Source organism: Paramesorhizobium endophyticum (genome assembly GCF_014640615.1).
GTDB classification, from domain to species: Bacteria; Pseudomonadota; Alphaproteobacteria; order Rhizobiales; family Rhizobiaceae; genus Paramesorhizobium; species Paramesorhizobium endophyticum.
The window spans coordinates 62,917-83,018 of record NZ_BMHH01000014.1 but is presented as its reverse complement, the minus strand read 5'-3'; the positions used below and the strand labels follow the sequence as shown (position 1 = coordinate 83,018).

At 61.8% G+C, this 20,102-nt stretch carries 19 protein-coding genes; 6 read left to right on the top strand and 13 right to left on the bottom strand.

Annotated features, from left to right (window positions below; genetic code table 11):
* The 5 genes from IEX53_RS16300 (at window position 1) to IEX53_RS16280 (ending at window position 4,900) form a co-directional block, all read left to right on the top strand.
* The gene (locus tag IEX53_RS16300; protein WP_188825240.1) at window positions 1-264 is read left to right on the top strand and encodes a cytochrome C oxidase subunit IV family protein; all 264 of its coding nucleotides are present in this window, start codon (window positions 1-3) and stop codon (window positions 262-264) included.
* A gap of 112 nt (window positions 265-376) precedes the next feature.
* Entirely contained in the window at window positions 377-829 is a 453-nt protein-coding gene (locus tag IEX53_RS16295; RefSeq protein WP_188825239.1) for a c-type cytochrome, read from the top strand.
* 13 nt (window positions 830-842) lie between these two features.
* A complete protein-coding gene (locus tag IEX53_RS16290) occupies window positions 843-2,186 on the top strand; it encodes a cbb3-type cytochrome c oxidase subunit I (RefSeq protein ID WP_188825238.1) in 1,344 nt (447 codons plus the stop codon).
* Between the two features lie 9 nt (window positions 2,187-2,195).
* Window positions 2,196-2,987 (top strand): CbbQ/NirQ/NorQ/GpvN family protein, encoded by a 792-nt coding sequence (locus IEX53_RS16285; RefSeq protein ID WP_188825237.1) that lies wholly within the window; start codon window positions 2,196-2,198, stop codon window positions 2,985-2,987.
* Between the two features lie 2 nt (window positions 2,988-2,989).
* The gene (locus tag IEX53_RS16280; protein WP_188825236.1) at window positions 2,990-4,900 is read left to right on the top strand and encodes a nitric oxide reductase activation protein NorD; all 1,911 of its coding nucleotides are present in this window, start codon (window positions 2,990-2,992) and stop codon (window positions 4,898-4,900) included.
* A 20-nt stretch (window positions 4,901-4,920) separates the two neighbouring features.
* On the opposite strand, the gene IEX53_RS16275 is transcribed toward IEX53_RS16280, so the two are convergent.
* The 8 genes from IEX53_RS16275 to IEX53_RS16240 form a co-directional block, all read right to left on the bottom strand.
* Window positions 4,921-6,231, bottom strand: coding sequence for an extracellular solute-binding protein (locus tag IEX53_RS16275; RefSeq protein ID WP_188825235.1), 1,311 nt, complete (start codon window positions 6,229-6,231; stop codon window positions 4,921-4,923).
* A 74-nt stretch (window positions 6,232-6,305) separates the two neighbouring features.
* Complete coding sequence (locus tag IEX53_RS16270; RefSeq protein ID WP_188825234.1) at window positions 6,306-7,154, bottom strand: carbohydrate ABC transporter permease; 849 nt, start codon at window positions 7,152-7,154, stop codon at window positions 6,306-6,308.
* Window positions 7,151-8,032, bottom strand: a complete 882-nt coding sequence (locus IEX53_RS16265; protein WP_188825233.1) for a carbohydrate ABC transporter permease — start codon at window positions 8,030-8,032, stop codon at window positions 7,151-7,153. Before IEX53_RS16265 ends, IEX53_RS16270 begins: the two co-directional genes overlap by 4 nt.
* 1 nt (window position 8,033) lies before the next feature.
* Window positions 8,034-9,131, bottom strand: coding sequence for an ABC transporter ATP-binding protein (locus IEX53_RS16260; RefSeq protein ID WP_188825232.1), 1,098 nt, complete (start codon window positions 9,129-9,131; stop codon window positions 8,034-8,036).
* A 29-nt stretch (window positions 9,132-9,160) separates the two neighbouring features.
* Window positions 9,161-10,669: an arabinosylfuranosidase ArfA gene (gene arfA / locus IEX53_RS16255; RefSeq protein ID WP_188825231.1), complete on the bottom strand. Its 1,509-nt coding sequence runs from the start codon at window positions 10,667-10,669 to the stop codon at window positions 9,161-9,163.
* A gap of 114 nt (window positions 10,670-10,783) precedes the next feature.
* On the bottom strand, window positions 10,784-11,704 hold the full coding sequence (locus IEX53_RS16250; RefSeq protein WP_188825230.1) for an ArsR/SmtB family transcription factor: 921 nt from the start codon (window positions 11,702-11,704) through the stop codon (window positions 10,784-10,786).
* A 156-nt stretch (window positions 11,705-11,860) separates the two neighbouring features.
* On the bottom strand, window positions 11,861-12,283 hold the full coding sequence (locus IEX53_RS16245; protein ID WP_188825229.1) for a VOC family protein: 423 nt from the start codon (window positions 12,281-12,283) through the stop codon (window positions 11,861-11,863).
* A gap of 34 nt (window positions 12,284-12,317) precedes the next feature.
* A complete protein-coding gene (locus tag IEX53_RS16240; protein ID WP_188825228.1) occupies window positions 12,318-12,653 on the bottom strand; it encodes a cupin domain-containing protein in 336 nt (111 codons plus the stop codon).
* A gap of 150 nt (window positions 12,654-12,803) precedes the next feature.
* Between IEX53_RS16240 and IEX53_RS16235 the strand changes: the two genes are divergently transcribed.
* On the top strand, window positions 12,804-13,340 hold the full coding sequence (locus IEX53_RS16235; protein WP_236016231.1) for a MarR family winged helix-turn-helix transcriptional regulator: 537 nt from the start codon (window positions 12,804-12,806) through the stop codon (window positions 13,338-13,340).
* Window positions 13,341-13,380: 40 nt separating this feature from the next.
* On the opposite strand, the gene IEX53_RS16230 is transcribed toward IEX53_RS16235, so the two are convergent.
* The 5 genes from IEX53_RS16230 to IEX53_RS16210 all read right to left on the bottom strand — a co-directional run bounded on the left by IEX53_RS16230 (window position 13,381) and on the right by IEX53_RS16210 (window position 20,080).
* The gene (locus IEX53_RS16230; RefSeq protein ID WP_188825226.1) at window positions 13,381-14,517 is read right to left on the bottom strand and encodes a Gfo/Idh/MocA family protein; all 1,137 of its coding nucleotides are present in this window, start codon (window positions 14,515-14,517) and stop codon (window positions 13,381-13,383) included.
* Between the two features lie 68 nt (window positions 14,518-14,585).
* Complete coding sequence (locus IEX53_RS16225; RefSeq protein WP_188825225.1) at window positions 14,586-15,344, bottom strand: sugar phosphate isomerase/epimerase family protein; 759 nt, start codon at window positions 15,342-15,344, stop codon at window positions 14,586-14,588.
* Window positions 15,345-15,347: 3 nt separating this feature from the next.
* Window positions 15,348-17,819 carry a beta-mannosidase gene (locus tag IEX53_RS16220; RefSeq protein ID WP_236016230.1) on the bottom strand — a complete coding sequence of 824 codons (2,472 nt, stop codon included), beginning with the start codon at window positions 17,817-17,819 and terminating at the stop codon, window positions 15,348-15,350.
* 237 nt (window positions 17,820-18,056) lie between these two features.
* Window positions 18,057-19,154: an ABC transporter ATP-binding protein gene (locus IEX53_RS16215; RefSeq protein ID WP_188825224.1), complete on the bottom strand. Its 1,098-nt coding sequence runs from the start codon at window positions 19,152-19,154 to the stop codon at window positions 18,057-18,059.
* A 5-nt stretch (window positions 19,155-19,159) separates the two neighbouring features.
* On the bottom strand, window positions 19,160-20,080 hold the full coding sequence (locus IEX53_RS16210) for a carbohydrate ABC transporter permease (RefSeq protein ID WP_188825223.1): 921 nt from the start codon (window positions 20,078-20,080) through the stop codon (window positions 19,160-19,162).
* Window positions 20,081-20,102: the final 22 nt, after the last annotated feature.

Here is a 20,102-nt window from a genome sequence, read left to right as displayed (position 1 = left end):
ATGCCGTTCGATCTCGCGCGCGTCTGGGGCCTTCTCGTCGCCTTGAGCCTCTTCACCCTGACGATCAGCTTTTCCAGCTGGCCTGTGCCGGTGGCCAATATCGTGATTCTCGCGCTTGCTATTGCCAAGGCGCGGTTCATCCTCCTCGATTTTCTGGAACTGCGCCATGTGCCCGCCTACTGGCGCGCGCTCTTCTGGTGGTGGCTGTGCCTGATCTGCGCCGCTGCACTGGCCACCTCCTTTTGGACGGCATACGCGAACTGACGCCTTTTCTCAGCGTGGTTGTTCCCCAACAAAGAGCGCGGACGACGCGGCGGCTACCGTTCTCTAGCCCTTTGGCAGCAATTTAATCCTTCATCTCCGGGAGAGGGTCGCGATGGCGGAAAGCCTCACCAAATCCGCGGCGAGAAACGTCTTCTATGGCGGCTCGCTGTTCTTCTTCATCATATTCGTGGCGCTCACCGCGCACAGCCATTTCTACATGGTGAACACTTCCACCGACAAGGAAACCCTGAGCGCCTCGGTGGCGCGCGGCAAGCATGTCTGGGAAAAACATTCCTGCATCAATTGCCATACACTCTTGGGCGAAGGCGCCTATTTCGCGCCGGAACTCGGCAATCTCTGGGTGCGCTGGGGCGGCGACAAGGACCCGGCGGCGGCACGAGACATGCTCAAGGCATGGATGGAATCCCAGCCCTCCGGAATCGAGGGCCGGCGCCAGATGCCGCAGTTCCATCTGACGGACGGCGACGTTTCCGATCTCGCCGATTTCCTCGAATGGACGAGCCGCATCAACACCCAGAAATGGCCTCCCAACAACGCGGGCTGATGGAGGAACTATCATGAAATACAAGACCCAACGGATCGCGCTTCTCTATTTTTACGGCGCCCTCGCTCTTTTCGTCGCCCAGATCCTGTTCGGCGTGGTGGCGGGAACGATCTATGTCCTGCCGAACACGCTCTCCGAGCTCCTGCCCTTCAACATCGTGCGCATGATCCACACCAATGCGCTGGTCGTCTGGCTGCTGATGGGCTTCATGGGCTCGACCTATTATCTCCTGCCCGAGGAAACCGAGACGGAGCTCTACAGCCCGAAACTCGCGATCCTGCAATTCTGGCTGTTCTTCGCCGCCGCGGGCGTCGCGGTGGTGGGCTATCTCTTCCGCATCCATGAGGGCCGCGAGTTTCTGGAACAGCCCTTCGCCATCAAGGTCGGCATCGTCGTCGTGGCGCTGATGTTCCTCTTCAACGTGACGATGACGGCGCTGAAGGGCCGCAAGACCACGGTGACCAATATCCTGCTGTTCGGCCTCTGGGGCATGGCGCTGTTCTTCCTCTTCGCCTTCTACAACCCGGCCAACCTCGCGCTCGACAAGATGTACTGGTGGTATGTCATTCATCTCTGGGTCGAAGGCGTGTGGGAGTTGATCATGGCCTCAATCCTCGCCTTTCTCATCATCAAGCTTAACGGCGTCGACCGCGAGGTGGTGGAAAAGTGGCTCTATGTCATCGTCGGGCTGGCGCTCTTCTCCGGTATTCTCGGCACCGGCCACCATTATTACTGGATCGGCGCGCCCGGCTACTGGCAGTGGATCGGCTCGCTGTTCTCCACCCTTGAGGTCGCCCCATTCTTCACCATGGTCGCCTTCGCCGTGACGACGACATGGAAAGCCGGACGCCGCCACCCCAACCGCGCCGCGCTGCTCTGGTCGGTCGGCTGCTCGATCATGGCCTTCCTCGGCGCGGGCGTCTGGGGCTTCCTGCACACGCTCTCGTCCGTTAATTACTACACCCACGGCACGCAGGTCACCGCCGCCCATGGCCACCTAGCCTTCTTCGGGGCCTATGTGATGCTGAACCTCGCTGTCATGGCCTATGCCTGGCCGGAACTTAAAGGCCGCGCGCCCTATAACCAGTGGCTTTCCATGGCCAGCTGCTGGCTGATGTGCACGGCGATGATGGTGATGACCTTCGCCTTGACCTTCGCCGGCGTGGTGCAGGTGCATCTCCAGCGCGTGCTGGGCGAGAGCTACATGGACGTGCAGGACCAGTTGGCGCTGTTCTACTGGATCAGGCTCGGCTCCGGCGTGGCGGTGCTCCTTTCGGTGCTAATGTTCCTCTGGGCCTTGTTTGTTCCCGGCAAGGCTTCTGCGCGACAGACCCCTGCCCTGCAACCGGCGGAATAGGAGAGACTTATGAACAGTCCAGTACCGGATATTCCCTATTACGTCCCGGCCGGCAATGAATGCGTGCTTTTCGAGCATGCGTGGCGGCGGAATCTGCCCGTTCTCCTGAAAGGCCCGACGGGCTGCGGCAAGACCCGCTTCGTCGCCCATATGGCGGCGCGGCTGGGCTTGAGGCTCACCACCGTCTCCTGCCATGACGATATGACGGCAGCCGATCTCACCGGGCGCTATCTTCTGAAGAGCGGCGAAACGGCATGGATGGACGGCCCACTCACCCGGGCGGTGCGCGAGGGCGGCATCTGCTATCTCGACGAGGTGGTGGAGGCGCGCAAGGACGTGGCAGTGGTGCTCCATCCGCTCACCGACGACCGGCGCATCCTGCCCCTGGAGCGCACCGGCGAGGAACTCCATGCGCCCGAAAGCTTCATGCTCGTCGTCTCCTATAATCCCGGCTATCAGAACCTGTTGAAAGCGCTGAAGCCTTCCACTCGCCAGCGTTTCATCGCTATCGATTTCGATTTCCTGCCACCGGAGCAGGAAGTGGCTGTCGTCGCCGCCGAGAGCGGGCTTGCGGAAGACAAGGTGTACCCGCTGGTACGGCTGGCGGGGCGTTTACGTGCATTGAAGGGGCAGGATCTGGAGGAAGGCGTCTCTACCCGCCTCCTCGTCTACTGCGCGACGCTCGCTGCCGCCGGGCTGCCCATGGGGGAAGCCGTCCGCGCGGCGATGATCGAGCCGCTGACGGACGAGCCGGATGTGCGAGAGGCGCTGACGGAAATTGCGCGGGCGGTGGTGGGGTAGCCATGCTTGATTTCCTCGAACTGGAAGAAACCGTCGGTCGTGCCTGGCATCGTGTCGTGGGCGATGCGGCGAGCTATCCGCGCCATCCGGAGCAAGCGGTAGTGCTGGAGGAAGTGCGGGGGCCGCTTGGCGTCTTCTTTCGCGGCATGGGCGGCGAAGCGGGCGTACAGCTTGCTGCAAGCGTCGGGCGCTCGTTCCGTCATCGTCTCAACTTCCGCCAGCGCATCGGCATGGCGGAGGAGCGGCTGGAGCAGCCGCGCCGCGATCTTGGAACACTGTTCCTGCCTGCGAAGATCGATATTTTCCCCTCGCAACGCTTGAACCGGCTTTTCTATTTCTGGCTCGGGGTCTATGCGGCCCATGTGCCGCTGGATGCGAGCGAGGAGGCTGATCCGCTGCGGCGCGACGTGGCGGCGCTTGTCCGCGCGCGGGACACGGTCGCCCACATTCTTACCGCCTATCCCGGCCTCGACCCCTCCTACCGTCAGCTCGCCAAGGCGCTTGCCGCCGCGCGGCCTCTACGGAAGCTGCCGGGCGTGGAACGGGACATTGAGGACATCGTGTCCGCGCTGCTGCAAGGTGCGGACACGCAAAGGCTCGATGAACTCGCCGCAGCCGTGCGCGACGGGCGCCTCACCGCTCCCTTCGGCTACCAGCCCTTCCTGCCCGTGCCGCTATGGGTCGACGCCGCGCACCGCGCATCCGAAACACCGGCTGATGAGGATGAGCCGGCGGAGTCAGGCAAGCTCGCGCCGGTGGTTGATAGGCGCAAGCGCCTCGCTCACCGCCGGGAAGCGGATCAGGCGCAGAGGCGGGACCCGTTCGTGCTCAACCGCTTCGAAAAGATGCTGAGCCTCGCCGAGATGGTGAATGTCAACCGCCCGTCCGATGACGAAGAGGACGAGGACGCGCAGAAGGCCGCCGACGATCTTGAAGACCTGACCATTTCCCGCCGCCAGCCCGGCAGGCCTGCGGCGCGGCTGAAATTTGACCTCGACCTACCGCCCGAGGCGGTGGATACGACCAGCCTCACCGGCCTTCTCACCTATCCCGAATGGGACTACACCCGCAAAGCCTATCTGCCTGCCCATTGCCGTGTGCTTGCTTCGCTGGCGGGCGAGGAAGGCGAGGCATGGTCGCCCGATGCCGTAGCGCTGCAGCGTATCCGGCGCGTGCGGCGGCAGTTCGAGGCGCTGCGGCCCCGCCGCGAGACTTTGCGCGCGCAGGCCGATGGCGAGGAAATCGACATGGACGCGCTGGTGCGTCATTTGAGCGAAATCCGCGCCGGAGGGGCCGGTTCTGACCGGGTGCATCAGGCGAGCCGCCCCTTGCGCCACGATCTTGCGGTGACGCTGCTCGTCGATGTGTCGCTCTCGACCGATGCCTGGGTGAACGGCCACCGCGTGCTCGATGTGGAGAAGGAAGCGCTGCTGACGCTTGCGCATGGCCTTGCCGCCTGTGGCGACAACAGTTCGATCCTCACCTTCACCTCGCGCCGCCGCTCATGGGTGCGCGTCGAGGCGGTGAAGGATTTCGGCGAGCCTATGAGCGCGAAGGTTGAGCGGCGCATCGGCGCGCTGAAGCCCGGCTATTACACCCGCATCGGCGCGGCCGTTCGCCATGCCACGGCGGGGCTCGCCGCCCAGCCGAACCGCAAGCGGCTGCTGGTCGTGCTGACGGACGGAAAGCCGAACGATGTCGATCATTATGAAGGCCGGTTCGGCATCGAGGACACGCGCCGCGCTGTGGCCGAGGCGCGGCGGCTGGGCATCGGCGTCTTCGGCGTCACCATCGATGCGCAGGCCCAGGCCTATTTCCCGGCGCTGTTCGGCCCGGGCGGCTTCGCCATCGTCGGCCAGATCGGGCGGCTGCCTTCGGCGCTGCCGGCAATTTACCGGCAGCTGACGAAATAGCCCATCCCCGAGGCGTCTCGTCAAAGGTTGGCCAGGAGATCGTTGATGCGGCTCTCGGCGCTGCCAAGCGCGTCATCGATCGACTTGTCGCCATTGACCGCAGCACCGACTTCCTCGCCGATAATATCCTGTATGGCGAACTGGCGCTGCACGGCGCCGGGTAGCGAATGGCCCGTTTCGGCAATTTTGGCGATATTGTCGCGGAAGGGCAGCGCCTTGAATTCCGGCGTATCGAAGACGGCCTTGACCGCCGGCAGGTGCCCGGTGTGCGCCCATTGATAATCATTGTCCGCGAGGTATTTGAACAGCTTGCCGATGGCTGCGACCTGTTCCGGCGTGCGATCCTTCTTCGGCAGCACCCAGCTATGGCCGTCAGCATAGGTGCTGTCGCGTCCGGGGAAAAGCTGTGGAACGGGATAGACCGTGTAGCCGCCCGCCAGCGCCGTGCCGCTCTTTTGCGATTGCGCGACGAAATCGCCGATGAGCCATGTGCCGTTGATGGCGATGCCGCCCGCTCCGCCGGCAAAGGCGGAAACCGCCGAGGCATAATCGAGCCCAAGCGTGGTGAGGCCCTCGTCATTGATCCGCTTCATGAACTCCACAACGCGTTTGGCTTCCGGCGTGGTGAGCTTGAGATTGGTCGGATCGGCGAAGAAATCTGAATTCTGCTGCTGCAGGAAGGTATAGAGCATGCGGGCATAGGCCGCCGTCTCATTGGCAAGGATCTGCACGAGATAGGGCTTGCCGGTCTTCTCCTTGAACTGCTTGCCCTGTGCGAAGAACTCATCGACCGAGGCGGGCAGCACCGGCGTGCCGTCCGGCTTCACGAGGCCGGCCTGTTTCATCAGGTTCAAATTGACATGGAACAGCATGGTCCAGTTGTCGAAGGGCAGGCCATACATCTGCCCTTCCTTGGTAACGCCGCCCCGCGCCGCGTCGGTGAAGCTGGCCGGATCGATGCCCTGCGACTTCAAGGTTTCATCGACCGGCTCGATCAGCCCGCGCGCCTGGTAGTCCGAAATCGCCGAATAATGCATGGATACCACATCCGGCGCGGCGCCCGAGGCAAGCTGGGCGTTGAACTGGTCATAGCCAGGCCATTCGACCGTGGTGACATTGACATCGATGTCCGGATTATCCGCCTCGAACTTGTTGATGAGCGAGGTGATGATGCCGCATTCCCCGACAGCGGCGGAAACGTCCGTCGCCTTGCCATAATCCGCCTCGCATGCTCCGAAAAAGCGCTGCAGCTCGATGGTCGTTTTGGCCTCGGCGGAACCTGCCCAGCTCAAGGCCGCTGCTGCTACGGTACAAAGTAGAAAACGTCGCATGATATGCCTCTCTCCCGTTAAGTCATGATCGTAAAATCCGCCTCGCCGGCTCCTCTTCCGGCTTGGGGCGGTAGTCATTTCACAGCGCCGCCGGAAACCGCGGTCACGATATGGCGCTGGAAAAGGATATAGACGATCACCACCGGCAGGCTGGCGGCGACCGCCTGCGCACTGAGGAAGCCGAGGCCTTCGCTCTGCGCGAAATTCTCCTGCGACGACGCGATGCCGATGGTGATCGTGAACATTTCCTTCTTCGTGGCCGAGATCAGCGGCCACCAGTAATCGTTCCACGCATGGAGGAAGGTGAAGATGCCGAGCGTCGCCTGCGCCGGCAGGGTCAGGGGCAGCATCACCTTCCAGAAGATGCGCCATTGCGTGGCATTGTCGAGCAGCGCCGCCTCGTCGATCTCCTTGGGGATCGCCTTGAAGAACTGCGTCATCAGGAAGACGCCGAAGGCGGACGCCATGCCCGGCAGCATCAGGCCGAGATGGGTGTTGTGAAGGCCGAACCAGTTGAACATTTGGTGGCGCGCGATGATGACCGCCTGCTCCGGCACCGCCAGCCCGAACAGCACGATGACGAAGATCGTCCGCCGGAACGGAAATTCGAGGCGGCCAAAGGCATATCCGGCAAGCGAGGACAGGATGAGGACGCTCAGCGTCTGGCCGATGGCGACCACCATGCTGTTGAAGAACCAGCCGAAGGCCTGCGAGGAATGCAGGATATTGGCATAATTGACGAGCGTGTAAGGAAAGCGGAACACCGATTCCGTGCCCATCATCAGCTCGTCATTATGCTTGATCGAAAGCCCGATCAGCCAGGCGACGGGCGCCATCATCACGACGGACAGCAGCGCGGCGATCCACAGAAGCGGGCGGTTGGTTCTCAAACTTTCCGGCTTGTAGGTTTCGTCCCGGCTCATCCCGCCACCCCCGGCTTCCTGCTCGATATCACATATTGGGCCATGGCCGCGCAGAGGATGATCAGGAACAGGAGTTCCGACGCCGCGGCCCCCTTGCCCACATCCCACCGCACGAAGCCCGTTTCGTAGATATACATGACGAGCGGGCGGGACGTGCCGTTCGGGCCGCCATTGGTCATCAGATGCGCCTGACCAAAAAGCTGGAACTGCATGACGATCTGGATGACCGTCACCAGCATGACCGTGCGGGCAATCGACGGCAGGGTGATCCGCGTCAGGACCCGCCAGGGGCTGGCATTGTCGAGCGCCGCGGCCTCATAGAGGTCCGCCGGTATCTGCTGAAGCGCCGCCAGGAACAGCATCATCGGCAGGCCCAGGCACCACCACACCGTCGCCACGCCGACGGAGAACATCGACCAGCCGGCGGTGGAGAGGAAATTGATGGGCTGTACACCGAGATATTCTGCAAGGACCGGTATGAGCCCATCGCCCGGCACGAAGACGAAGCGCCAGATCAGCGTGACGATCGCGACCGACAGCACGGAGGATGAAAAGAACAGCCCGCGCAGGAAGGAGGTAGCGCGGGTGGCCCGGTTCAAGGCAAGGGCGAGAAAGAGCCCGAGCGCCACCAGCACCGGCACGCTCACCGCGACGAACACGACCGTGTTGCGGAGCGCCTGCAGGAAGACCGGATCGGCCAGAACCCGTCCATAATTGTTGAGGCCGACGAACCGACCCGGCCCGAACAGATCGACCTTGTGAAGACTGAGCCAGATGCTCCAGAACAGCGGGAAGACCAGCAGCGCGGCAAACACCGCCATATAGGGCAGGATGAAGAGCGCGTTGCTCCATTGGCTGCGACGCCAGCTTTCGGCCATGTCAGTGCCCCTCCGCATGGTGCGCAGTGCCGCCGGCATCGAAGAGGTGGATGGCCTTCGGGTCGAGCGCGATTTGCAGCCGGTCGCCGGGCCGGGCCTCGCGGCGGCCATCGGCCTCCACCGTCAATTTCTCGCCATCGGCAAGCCGGCCGTGGATCAGCGAGCGATCACCGAGACGCTCGATCACCTCCGCATGAAGCGGAATGCCGGATTGGCCCGCGGGAAGGATGGACACATCCTCCGCACGGATGCCAAGCATCGCACCATCCAGTGAAAAGGTGGGCGCGAGGCGATTGGCTGCATCGATGGCTCCAAGCCCGGCAATGTCGATGGAAATGCCGCCCCCCTGCCGTACGACACCCCGCACGGGCAGGAAATTCATCGCCGGGGAGCCCACGAAACCCGCAACGAAACGGGTCGCCGGACGATGATAGATGTCCATCGGCGTGCCGATCTGCTCGATCTTCCGGTCGTGCATGACGACGATCCGGTCGGCCAGCGTCATGGCCTCCACCTGATCGTGGGTGACGAAGATCATCGTGCTGCCAAGACGCGCGTGGAGTTGCGCCAGTTCCAGCCGGGTGCGCCCGCGCAAGGCGGCGTCGAGATTCGAGAGCGGCTCGTCGAAGAGAAAAGCCTTCGGCTCCTTGACGATGGCGCGCCCGATTGCCACGCGCTGCCGCTGGCCGCCCGAGAGCTTCTGCGGCTTGCGGTCGAGGAGATGGGCGATTTCAAGCGTCTCGGCAGCAAGCAGGATGCGCCGGTCTATCTCCGGCTTCGGTACCTTGATGTTCTCAAGCCCGAAGGCCATATTTTCCCGCACCGTCATATGCGGATAGAGCGCATAGGACTGGAACACCATGGCGACGCCGCGCTTGCCCGGCGGAAGCGTATCGACCCGCTCGCCCCCGACCGAGATCGTCCCCGCCGTCACATCCTCCAGCCCCGCGATCATCCTGAGCAGCGTGGACTTGCCGCAGCCTGACGGGCCGAGAAAGACGACGAACTCCCCCGGCTGTATGGTAAGCGATATATCGTCGAGCACGCACACCGTGCCGTAGCGCTTGGTGACATTGTTTATTTCAATCGATGCCGACATGGTCCCTCCTCCCTGCCGTCCGTCACGTCTTACGTGCCGAGCCGGATCATCCGGTAACTCAGCGGCGCGAGCGTCACGCTGAGCCTGCCATGCGAAATTGCCGCGCCCGTTCCGTCCCGCGGCGCGGCCCTCTCCTCTCCCGGCCCGTTGACATCACGCAGTCCATGGCCCTCAATTACCTTGTCCATAATCACCCTGCGCTCGCCGAAGCCCTGCAAGGCAAGGTCCAGCGGGATTGCCTCCGTCTCATGCCGGTTGACGATGAAGAACGTCAGCGCCCCATCCGCCTCGCTCTCCACCGCCGCCACATCGAGATAAGGTACATCGTCCGCGAAGCTGGTGGAATAGGCAGGGCAGTCGAGCGCCAGTTGCAGCGCCTTGCCACGCCCGTAACGCGAGGCGAAGAGATAGGGGAAGAACGTCGTCTGCCGCCAGGCCGGACCGCCAGGCACGGTCATGATCGGCGCGATGACATTGACGAGCTGGGCGAGGCAGCCGACCTTCACCACGTCGGACCGGCGGATGAAGGTGTTGAGGATGCAGCCGACCTGCAGCACATCCTCGAAATTGTAGATGTCCTCCAGCAGCGCAGGGGCATGAGGCCAGCCCTCTTTGCCTTCCAGAACCTTACGGTCGGCCTCGCGGGAATGATACCAGACGTTCCATTCGTCAAAGCTGATATAGACGTTCTTCTTCGAGCGCTTCTTCGCCTTGGTATAAGCAATCACCCCGGCAATCGTCGCGATATAATCGTCGAGACGGGCATTCTGCGCCAGATAGTCCGCCGTGTTGCCCGCATGATTGTCGAAATACATGTGCAGGCTGATATAGTCGACAGAATCATAGGTATAGTCGAGAACCGTCGCCTCCCAGGCCGGATAGGTCGGCATTTTCGGCGATGACGAGCCGCAGACGACAAGCTCGATGGATTTGTCGAAGGCGCGCATGGCCTTGGCGGTTTCGAAGGCGATGCGGCCATATTCGTCGGCGGTCTTCTGGCCGATCTGCCAGGGACCGTCCATCTCATTGCCGAGGCACCACATCTTCACGCCCCAGGGCGCTTCGCGGCCGTTCTTGCGACGCAAGTCCGACCAATAGCTGCCGCCCGGATGGTTGACATATTCGAGGAAGGCGCGCGCCGCATCGAGACCGCGCGAGCCGAGATTGACCGCAAGCATCATATCCGCGCCCGCCGCCTCCACCCAATCGGCAAACTCATGGATGCCCACATGATTGGATTCGGAACTATGCCAGGCAAGATCGAGGCGCACGGGACGCTGGTCGCGCGGGCCGATACCGTCCTCCCAATCATAGGCGGAAACGAAGTTGCCGCCGGGATAGCGCACGATGGGCACACCGAGCTCGCGCACCAGATCGATGACATCTCGCCTCATGCCGTTGCTGTCCGCTGTCGGATGGTCCGGCTCATAGATGCCCGTATAAACCGCCCGGCCCAGATGTTCGATGAACGAGCCGTAAAGGCGTGGGTCGATGGTGCTGATGACGTAGCCGCTGTGAACGGTTCCGGCTGCCCGCATGCTGTCCTCCCATTATATCTCAAATTCAGATATATATCATTATTGAGGATATGATACACGTAAGCGAACAGGCGTCAACCAGGTCCAACGCTAAAGTCATACCAAAGCACTGCGTCAGATTTTCAGCCGCAGGATGATATCCTGATCGTAATTGCCGAATCCGCGCCCGAAAATATTGATCCCGCCCGGATGCTCCGCCGTTTCCGGCACTTCGATGCGCAGGCGGATCGAGCGGTGGCCGAGAAGATCGATATCCTCGAGGCGCGTATCGGACACCCGCACGCCATCGATGAACGTGCCGGCCGGCGTGACGCGGAAACTTTTCAGCACACCATATTGGCTGCCCCGGAGCTTCCACCAGTCGGGCGTATATTTCCCCCTCCGGTCGCCGAAATCGCCGGGCGAGGTCCAGGTGGCGATCGGCTTTCCATTGATCGAGAGCGTGATATCAGAGGGCCAGTTGTCGGAGGTGCCGGGCACTTCGGAGGAGAGCTCAAGGAGCAATTCCAGTTCCCGCACTTCCGCCCCCTTGATGCGGGCATTGTTGGGGAACTGGTAGTCTACATAACCCCTCGTGAACCAGAGCAGCCCGGCCTTCATCCGGTCCGGGGTGAGAAAGGTGTCGGGATTGTCGAGATAGCCGATAATGCCGTCCTGCGCGCACATTCCGCAGGGCGCAGCGACATCATAGCCGCTGTAAAGCCCGACAGGCATCGCGACCTCGATGGCTTCGTCAGCTGCACGGGCCGGACTGGCGAAGGAGAGCACGATTTCCTCATGCACGGCGTGGCAGATTTTCTGGCTGCCCTTCTTCGCCTTCTGCACTTCCGTACGGATGAGCCCGGCTTCTTCGAGATGGTTCAAATGGCTCGACGTCGTCGATTGCGGCAGGCCCAGAAGGTCTGCGATTTCATTGACGTTGAGCGGCCCCCGCGCATGCAGCAGTTCCAGCATGGAAAGGCGTGCCGGGGCGGAAAGGCACTTCAAAACCTCCCTCCCGCTCTCGGGCGTCAGCAGCAGGAACCGGTTGCTCATCGGACTGTCCTTGGATCATTTAGCTGATCCGTATCAGACAATCCGATATAATCAAGGGCTAAGCCACAACCCACCGTGGTCGGCAATCTCTACGGCAGGAGTGGTACGGTCCGGCGACACTGACCCCGACCACTGCAATGTGTCTGGGGAGTGTGACTACTCTCCCGCCGCGGGTGCGGGTGCCGCGCTCATGTCCATCCACACCGGCTCGAAGACATGGCCGTCGAGATCCTCGAAGGAACGCCCGTACATGAAGCCCAATTCCTGCGGCGCGCGCGGATCGGCCTTGCCTCCGGCGGCGGCAGCAGCTTCGGTGATCTGGTCCACAGCCTCGCGGCTGTCGCATGAAAGCGCGATCAGCACACCCGTGGCCTCATGCGCGTCGGCAATGGGCTTGGTGGCGAAGGTCGCGAAAAACTCATGCTTCAGCAACATGAAGATTATGGTATCGGACCACATCATCGAGGATGCTTTCTCGTCGCTGAATTGCTCGTTCTTCGTGCAGCCGATCGCCTCGTAGAAGCGGGTCGCGGCGGCGAGGTCCTTCACCGGCAGATTAACAAAAATCATCTTTGACATTGGGCTCTCCTTTGGGTCCCTGGGTTGAATTCAATTACAGGTTTTCCTGCCTGATCGTGTCGCTGGGATGAATGCAGATCATTTCCAGCCACCCGATGCCGACATTCTCGAAACGATGCGGGACATTGGCCGCCGCGACGACGATATCCCCCGCATAGGCATGGGTCTTGTCCCCACCCACGGTGAATTCCGCCTCGCCTTTCCGCACGACCCATGTCTCCTGATAGGGGTGGACATGCAGCGCCGATCCCCGCCCCGGCGCTGCATCGATGAGGAAAAACGATACGGGGCCACCAAGTTCGCGCCCCTCGAAGCGGACTGCTCCGCTTTGAAGTGGCGGCAACCCCTTATGACGAAGCATCCTGAACATGATGGCTGCGCTCCTCACCTGCAAAACTATCTTCTTGAGAAGATATCTCAGACGATTGTCTTCTCGTCAAGATAAATATCTTCATGCCAAGACATCTTTGCGAAGACCGCCGCGTTCTGTATGGTCCGCCTGCTGACTATCGAGGAGAGAATGACAAACGAAACCGATGAAAATGGGAAGCGCACCGGAGAAGACCATGTGGACCGGCTCCGGCGGCAATGGGCGCGGGAATTGCCTGACCTCGACACGGAACCGATGACGATCCTGGGCCGCGCCTTGCGCCTGACAGACCTCGTGCGCCCCAGCATTGAGGAAACCTTCGCCGGCTTCGGCCTGGACCGTGGCGAATTCGATGTCATCTCAACCTTGCGGCGTTCCGGACCGCCCTATAGCCTGACCCCAACGGAAATGTATTCGTCGCTGATGATTTCGTCCGGCGGCCTCACCCACCGGCTCGACCGGCTGGAGAAGGCAGGGCTGATACGGCGCGAGAAATCACCAAGCGACGGACGCAGCGTTCAAGTGGTTTTGACGGAAGAGGGCGCGGCGCTCGCAGAAAAGGCTTTCCGCGCGGACATGGCGAGCGAATTGCGGTTTTTGCAGGCGCTCGATCCAGAGGAGCGTGAGACGCTGGCCGGGCTATTGCGGAAACTGATTATTGGGATTGAGCGTACTGAAGAGGAATGAAGGGACGCGCCGGCGTTGCCCGATGCGCCCCCAGCTTTTATTACCGCAGCAGCGCCTGCGCCTCTTCGATCCCCAGCGCCTCGGGCCGGGTGCAGGTTGTCTCGACCTCAACGAAGCGCTTTTCCTCGCCGGAGCGCAGGATGGAGAGCATCACGTCTACCCCATGCAGCGCGCGGTCGAGCGAGCAGCGCGTGTCGCGGCCTTCCACGATTGCCGCGGCCATGTCGGCGAGGCCTGCCGTGCGGTAATTCGCCATCGCGCCTTGCGGATGCTCCTGGTTGGGCACGCCGAAAGGATGCTCCCAGGTTTCCAGCGGCGCAGGTTCAGCCTTGTCGGAGCCGACGAACAGCACATCGCCGCCGAAGAAATTAGGATCGGGCAGGTAGAGCGAACCATCCGTGCCGTAAAGCTCCATATTGCCATGGCGGTGCGCCCAGACATCCCAACTTGCCGAAAGCGTGACCGTCGCGCCTTCCACGAACTCAAGAATCGCGTGGATGGTGGTCGGCGTCTCGACCGTGATCGTCTCGCCCTTGCGCGGCTCGGAGGAGATGGTGCGGGTCGGCGTGGCCATGGAGGTGACTGCCGCCACGCGCTTCACCGGGCCGAGCAGGTTGACGAGATTGGCGATGTAATAGGGTCCGAGATCGAGGATCGGCCCGCCGCCCGGCTTGAAGAAGAAGTCGGGGTTGGGATGCCAATGCTCCATGCCATGGCTCATCACATGGCACGTGCCTGACGTGATCGTGCCAGCCTTGCCCTCATCGATCGCCTTGCGGGCAAGCTGGTGCGCGCCGCCGAGGAAGGTGTCCGGCGCACAGCCGACCTTGAGGCCTTTCTCGTCGGCAAGCTTTTGCAACTCCAGCCCCTGCTCCAGTGAAAGCACCAGCGGCTTTTCCGAATAGGCATGCTTGCCGGCTTCGAGGATGCGTTTCGTCACCGCATAATGCGCATCGGGGATGGTGAGGTTGACGACGATGTCGATGTCATCATTCGCAAGCAGCTCATCGACGCTCTGCGCCTTGATGCCATATTCCTCCGCCCGCGCCTCTGCCGCGGCGGGGTTTGCGTCGGCGCAGGCGCGCATTTCGATGCGCTTGAACAGCGGCGCCAGTTTCAGATAGGTGGTCGAGATATTACCGCAGCCGATAATGCCGACTCCGAGGGTCTTTCCCATTTAACTCTCCAGATTCACAAAATAGTGGAACGGCCCTGCCTTCTGTGAGAACCGCTCCGGTCTTCAGTTCAGTGAGGCGCCGCCCAGAGGCGCTTCGCCGTTTCGAGCGAGCGCGTGGCGAAGCGCGTGGCGTCGCTGGGGTTGTCGTGCTCCATGACGAGATATTGCACTGACGTCTTGTGCAGCACCCTCATGATGCCGGCCCAGTCGACGGTGCCGTAGCCCACATCGGCCCAGCCATCCTCATCCGTGTTCTCGCCTGCCGGGGCGATATCCTTGACATGGGCAGCCGTGATCCGGTCGCCATAGGCGGCGATCCATTCGAGAGCGTTCGCGCCGCCCCGAATGATCCAGGCGATATCCGCCTCCCAGGAAAGGTCCGGCGCGGCGTCGAAAATGCGCTGCTGAGGGACGGAGCCGTCCGCAAGCGGCAGGAACTCGAATTCATGATTGTGCCAGCCGAAAATATAACCCGCCTTGCGGAAGGGCTCCCCGGCCTTTTGCAGCCGCTCGCCGAAGGCGCTCCAGCCCGCCGCATCGGTGGGGCGGAGATCCGGCAGCAGATAAGGGCAATAGATCGCCTTCACGCCGAGCGTTTCGGCGATTTCAAGCGCGCGGTCCGTCTCGTTTTCCAGCATGTCGATGCCGAAATGGCCGGTCGGCATGGCAAGGCCATTATCGTCGAGGCCTTTCTTGAGGCCTGCCAGATCGGTGTAAATCCCGCCATAGCCTTCGACATTGCGATAGCCGGCCTTGGCGAGCATGGACAAGGTTTCGCCCAGCGGGAAATTGCGCGAGCTATAAAGCTGATAGGAAAATTCTGCCATTTTTCACGTCCTTTTCGATGAACTGGATTTGAGATCGCGCACCACGAGCGTCGCCGCCGCCTTGGCGGCTTCCTCCGGAGAGGCGGTGAAGCTCACCGTCGCGCCGTGGCCGGGATAAAGGGTGAGCGCATTGTCGGAGAACCGGCCTTGCGCTTCGCATTCGAGCATGACGAAGAGCGCAAGGGCCGATGCCTCAAGGCTGATCAACAGCCCTTCGCCGATAGGCGTCACGGAGATGTTGATGCCGGGATTTTCCAGCGCCAGCGCCTTATAGGGAACCGGCGCGAAATGATCCGAGCCAGCGTTGCCATCAGAGGCGGACCAGCGGTAGAACAGGATCGCGCCTTCGGGGATAGCATCGAGCGCGACACGGGCAATGTCCACCGCGCGGTCGGTCGGCACCGTCTGATGCGCGCGCTGCAAGGGCGTCGCCCTGCCCGCCATGTCGAGCGCGAGGATTTCCAGATCGAGATCGACAGGCTGCGCCGTGTCGTTGACCGCATGGAAGACCACCTCCCGTCCATCGGGATCGGGAATGGCGCTGATCGTCACCGGCGCGAAGAAGCGCCGCGCCATATAGTGCAGCGCCTTCCAGCCGCCGCCATAGTCAAGGCTCGACCAGGAGGCCACCGGCCAGGTGTCGTTCAATTGCCAGTAAAGCGCGCCCATGCAATGTGGCTTCAGCGAGCGCCAATATTCGACCGCCGTGCGGATCGCCAGACCCTGCTGGATCTGGCTCAGATAAACGAAATTCTCGAACCCTTCCGGAAAGCGGAAATAGCGGAACATCGTCTCGGCGATGCGCGCATTGCCGCCCGCATTCTTCTGATGCGCCTCCATGACAGGCGAGGCGATGTTCAGATCGTCATCACCCGCGAAACTGCGGATGACGGACATGGACGGGAAGGACTGGAAACCGAATTCCGAACAGAAGCGCGGATTGATGTTCCTATATTCGTGGAAGGATTTCCCTTCGTGCCAGACGCTCCAGAAATGCATGTCGCCGGAGGAATCGTCATGCCAGGCATCGCCGAAGCTCATCGGCCCCGGCGACGGGCTGGACGGCCACCAGATGGCGTCGGGCAGCGTTTCTTTAAGCGCGCTCTCGATGGTGCGGTTGAGCCGGTCATAGCTGACGAGATAACGGTCGCGGTTCTTGCGCGATTCCTCGAACCAGTTGAGCGCCCCGATCAGCTCATTATCCCCGCACCAGAGGGCGATGCAGGCGTGGTGCGAAAGCCGCGCCGCCTGATAGCGCACTTCCTCATCCACTTCCGCGAGGAATTCCGGCGTGAAGGGATAGAGATTGCAGGCGAACATGAAGTCCTGCCAGACCATCAATCCCAGCTCGTCACAAAGATCGTAGAACCAATCCGGTTCGTAGAGCCCGCCGCCCCAGACGCGGATCATGTTCATGTTGGCGTCAACGGCCGATTGGAGGAGATCGCGCGTCGCCTGAGGGTTTATGCGGGACGGCAACGCGTCCTGCGGAATCCAGTTCGCGCCCCGGCAGAAGATTTCCCGCCCGTTGACGCGGAAGAGAAAACGATGGCCCGCCTCGTCGGGTTCGGTCACCAGTTCGATCCGGCACAGGCCGATGCGGCGGGTTTCGGTCAGCCCGCCGAGGTGAATTTTGAGCGGATAAAGCTGCTGCGCGCCGCTCCCCGCCGGCCACCAGAGCTTCGGCTCGTGGATGGTGAAGGTTTCGCTCAGACAGTTCGTGCCGGGAGAACCATCCAGATGGCCCGACATCGCCTGCCCATCAAAGGTTATGACATAGGGGATCGTCTCGCCCCGCCGGGCATCCACCTCTATCTCGACGGCCAACCTTACAGCGCCATCCTCATGATGCTGTTGTACCTCTACCCGCGCGATACGGAAATTCTCGACACGCTCGAGCCGGATTGCCCCGTAAAGGCCGAAGGGCGCGAGGGCGATGTTCCAGTCCCAACCGAAATGGCACTGGACCTTGCGCAGCATATTGCCGTTCGGGATCGGGGAGTTTCCCGCATGATACGGCACGTAGAATGGTTGCGCCTCCTGCAGTGCCTGTCCAGCCCGGACATTGGAGCGGAAGAGGATTTCGATGCGGTTTTCGCCCGGCTGGAGCGCATGGGAGACGTCCACGCGGAACCGCCGGAAACTGTTCGCAGCCTCCAGCACGGTTTTGCCGTTGATCCTGACTTCGGCGACCGTATCGAGATAGTCGAGGTCGAGAACCCATTCATCAAGCGGCGCATCCGCCAGTATTTCGAATGTACGGCTGACCAGCCAATCCTCCTCGGCAATCCAGCGCAGATCATATTCGTTGCGGCCGAAATAGGGGTCGGGGATGGCCCCCGCCGCGTGGAGCGCCGATATAGCATCGCCCGGCAACGCCATGGACAGGCCATGGCGACCGCTCGCATCGCGCAGGCGCCACTCGCCGGCGAGGTCGATGGTGTTTTTGGCGTTTGGGTGGGCGGGTATGTTCACGATAATCAACCAGTTCGCTGCGCCGCCATCGAGGCGGCTTGCTCACTACCCCTCATCCGGCCGCTTCGCGGCCACCTTCTCCCACAAGGGGAGAAGGGTGGTGCTTGGCACGGCCCTTACTGCCAGCCACAAGCCTCTGCGATTGGCGGGAGCGGTAAATGCAGTGCTTCGGCCTTCTCCCCTTGTGGGAGAAGGTGGCCGCGCGTAGCGCGGTCGGATGAAGGGTACGCAGCGCCATCAAATCCGCTCCTCAGTCTTCGCATCGAACAGCGAAGCCATCCCCGCGTTGAAATGCAGCTTGACCTGATCGCCCGCGCGGTAGCGCTTGCCGGATTCGACGCGCACGGAGAGCGGCTTGCCTGATGCCTTCAGCCAGACGAGGCTGTCCGCCCCCATAGGTTCTTCGAGATCGACAGTCGCATCGTGACCGTCCCCCTCCCCGCCGATGCGGATATGCTCGGGTCTCACGCCCAACACCACCTCGCGCCGCGGCGCCAGCGCCTCGCCCGCCTCATAGCCGTCGAGCCCAATTTCAAGCGCGTCGGACCGGAAGACCGGCTTGCCGTCCTTATCGCCAAGTACTCCGGAGATAAAATTCATCGACGGTGAGCCGATGAAGCCTGCGACGAAAAGATTGCGCGGCTTGTTGTAGATCGTCAGCGGGTCGTCCAATTGCTGCACCACGCCGCCTTTCATGACGGCGATGCGGTCGGCAAGCGTCAGCGCCTCGATCTGGTCGTGCGTGACGTAGATCATGGTGTTGCCGAGCTTGTGGTGCAGGCGCTTGATCTCGACGCGCAACTCGGAGCGCAATTTCGCATCGAGGTTCGACAGCGGTTCGTCGAAGAGGAAAACATCCACATCGCGCACCAGTGCGCGCCCGATCGCCACGCGCTGGCGCTGGCCGCCGGAAAGCGCTGAGGGCTTGCGCTGCAGAAACGGCTCGATCTGCAGGATTTCGGCGGCGCGGGCAATGCGCTTCTTGATTTCATCCTTCGGCACGCCCGCGACGCGCAGGCCGAAGGAAAGGTTCTTCTCCACCGTCATCTGCGGATAAAGCGCATAGGACTGAAACACCATGCCAATGCCACGGTCCTTCGGCTCCTCCCAGGTGACGTTCTTGCCCTTGATGAATATCTGCCCCTCGGAAACGTCCAGCAGCCCGGCGATGCAGTTCAGCAATGTGGACTTGCCGCAGCCGGAGGGCCCGAGCAGCACGAGGAACTCGCCTTCGCTTATGTCGAGATCGAGCTTTTTCAACACATTGACCGTGCCGAAATTCAGCGACAGGTCCCGGATCGAAACGCTCGTGCCGGAGTTTGTATCGGTCTTCATCAGCATCATCCCTTCACCGCTCCCGCCGCAATGCCCCGGACGAAATAGCGGCCGGAGAAGAAATAGATGAGAAGCGGCACCGCGCCCGTGAGGATCGTCGCGGCCATGTTGACATTGTATTCCTTGACGCCCTGAACCGAGTTCACGACGTTGTTGAGCTGCACGGTCATCGGGAAATTCTGCGTGCCCGCGAAGATCACGCCGAACAGGAAGTCGTTCCATATGCCGGTCACCTGCAGGATGATGGCGACGACGAAGATCGGCAGCGACATCGGCAGCATGATCTGCAGAAAGATGCGCCAGAAGCCCGCCCCGTCCACCCGCGCAGCCTTGAACAGTTCTGGTGGCAGCGCTGCGAAGTAATTGCGGAAGAGCAGCGTCAGAATCGGCATGCCGAAGATGGTGTGGATGACGACGATCCCGGAGAGCGTGCCGAAAATGCCCAACTCACGCGTGATGATGACGAGCGGATAGAGCATCACCTGATAGGGTATGAACGCGCCGAAAAGCAGGATGGTGAAGAAGACTTCGGATCCCCTGAACTTCCAGTTGGAGAGCGCATAGCCATTCACCGAGGCGATGAGGACGGAGATGATCACGCTTGGAATGGTGATCTTCACCGAGTTCCAGAAGCCGGTGCGAATGCCCTCGCAATAAAGGCCGGTGCAGGCCTGGCTCCACGCCTTCACCCACGGTTCGAAGGTGACTTCGACCGGCGGAGCGAAGATATTGCCGAGCCGGATTTCCGGCATGCCCTTCAGCGAGGTCATCACCATCACATAGAGCGGCAGCAGGTAATAGAGCGCCGATACGATCAGGACGCCATAGACCATGACGGTCCGGGGCGAGAACATCCGCTTGGGTCGCGTGCCCCACGGCTCCGCATGGGAGCGTGTATGTTCCTGAACCATTGTTGCGTTCGCCATCTCAGGCCCTCCCTGCTTTCTT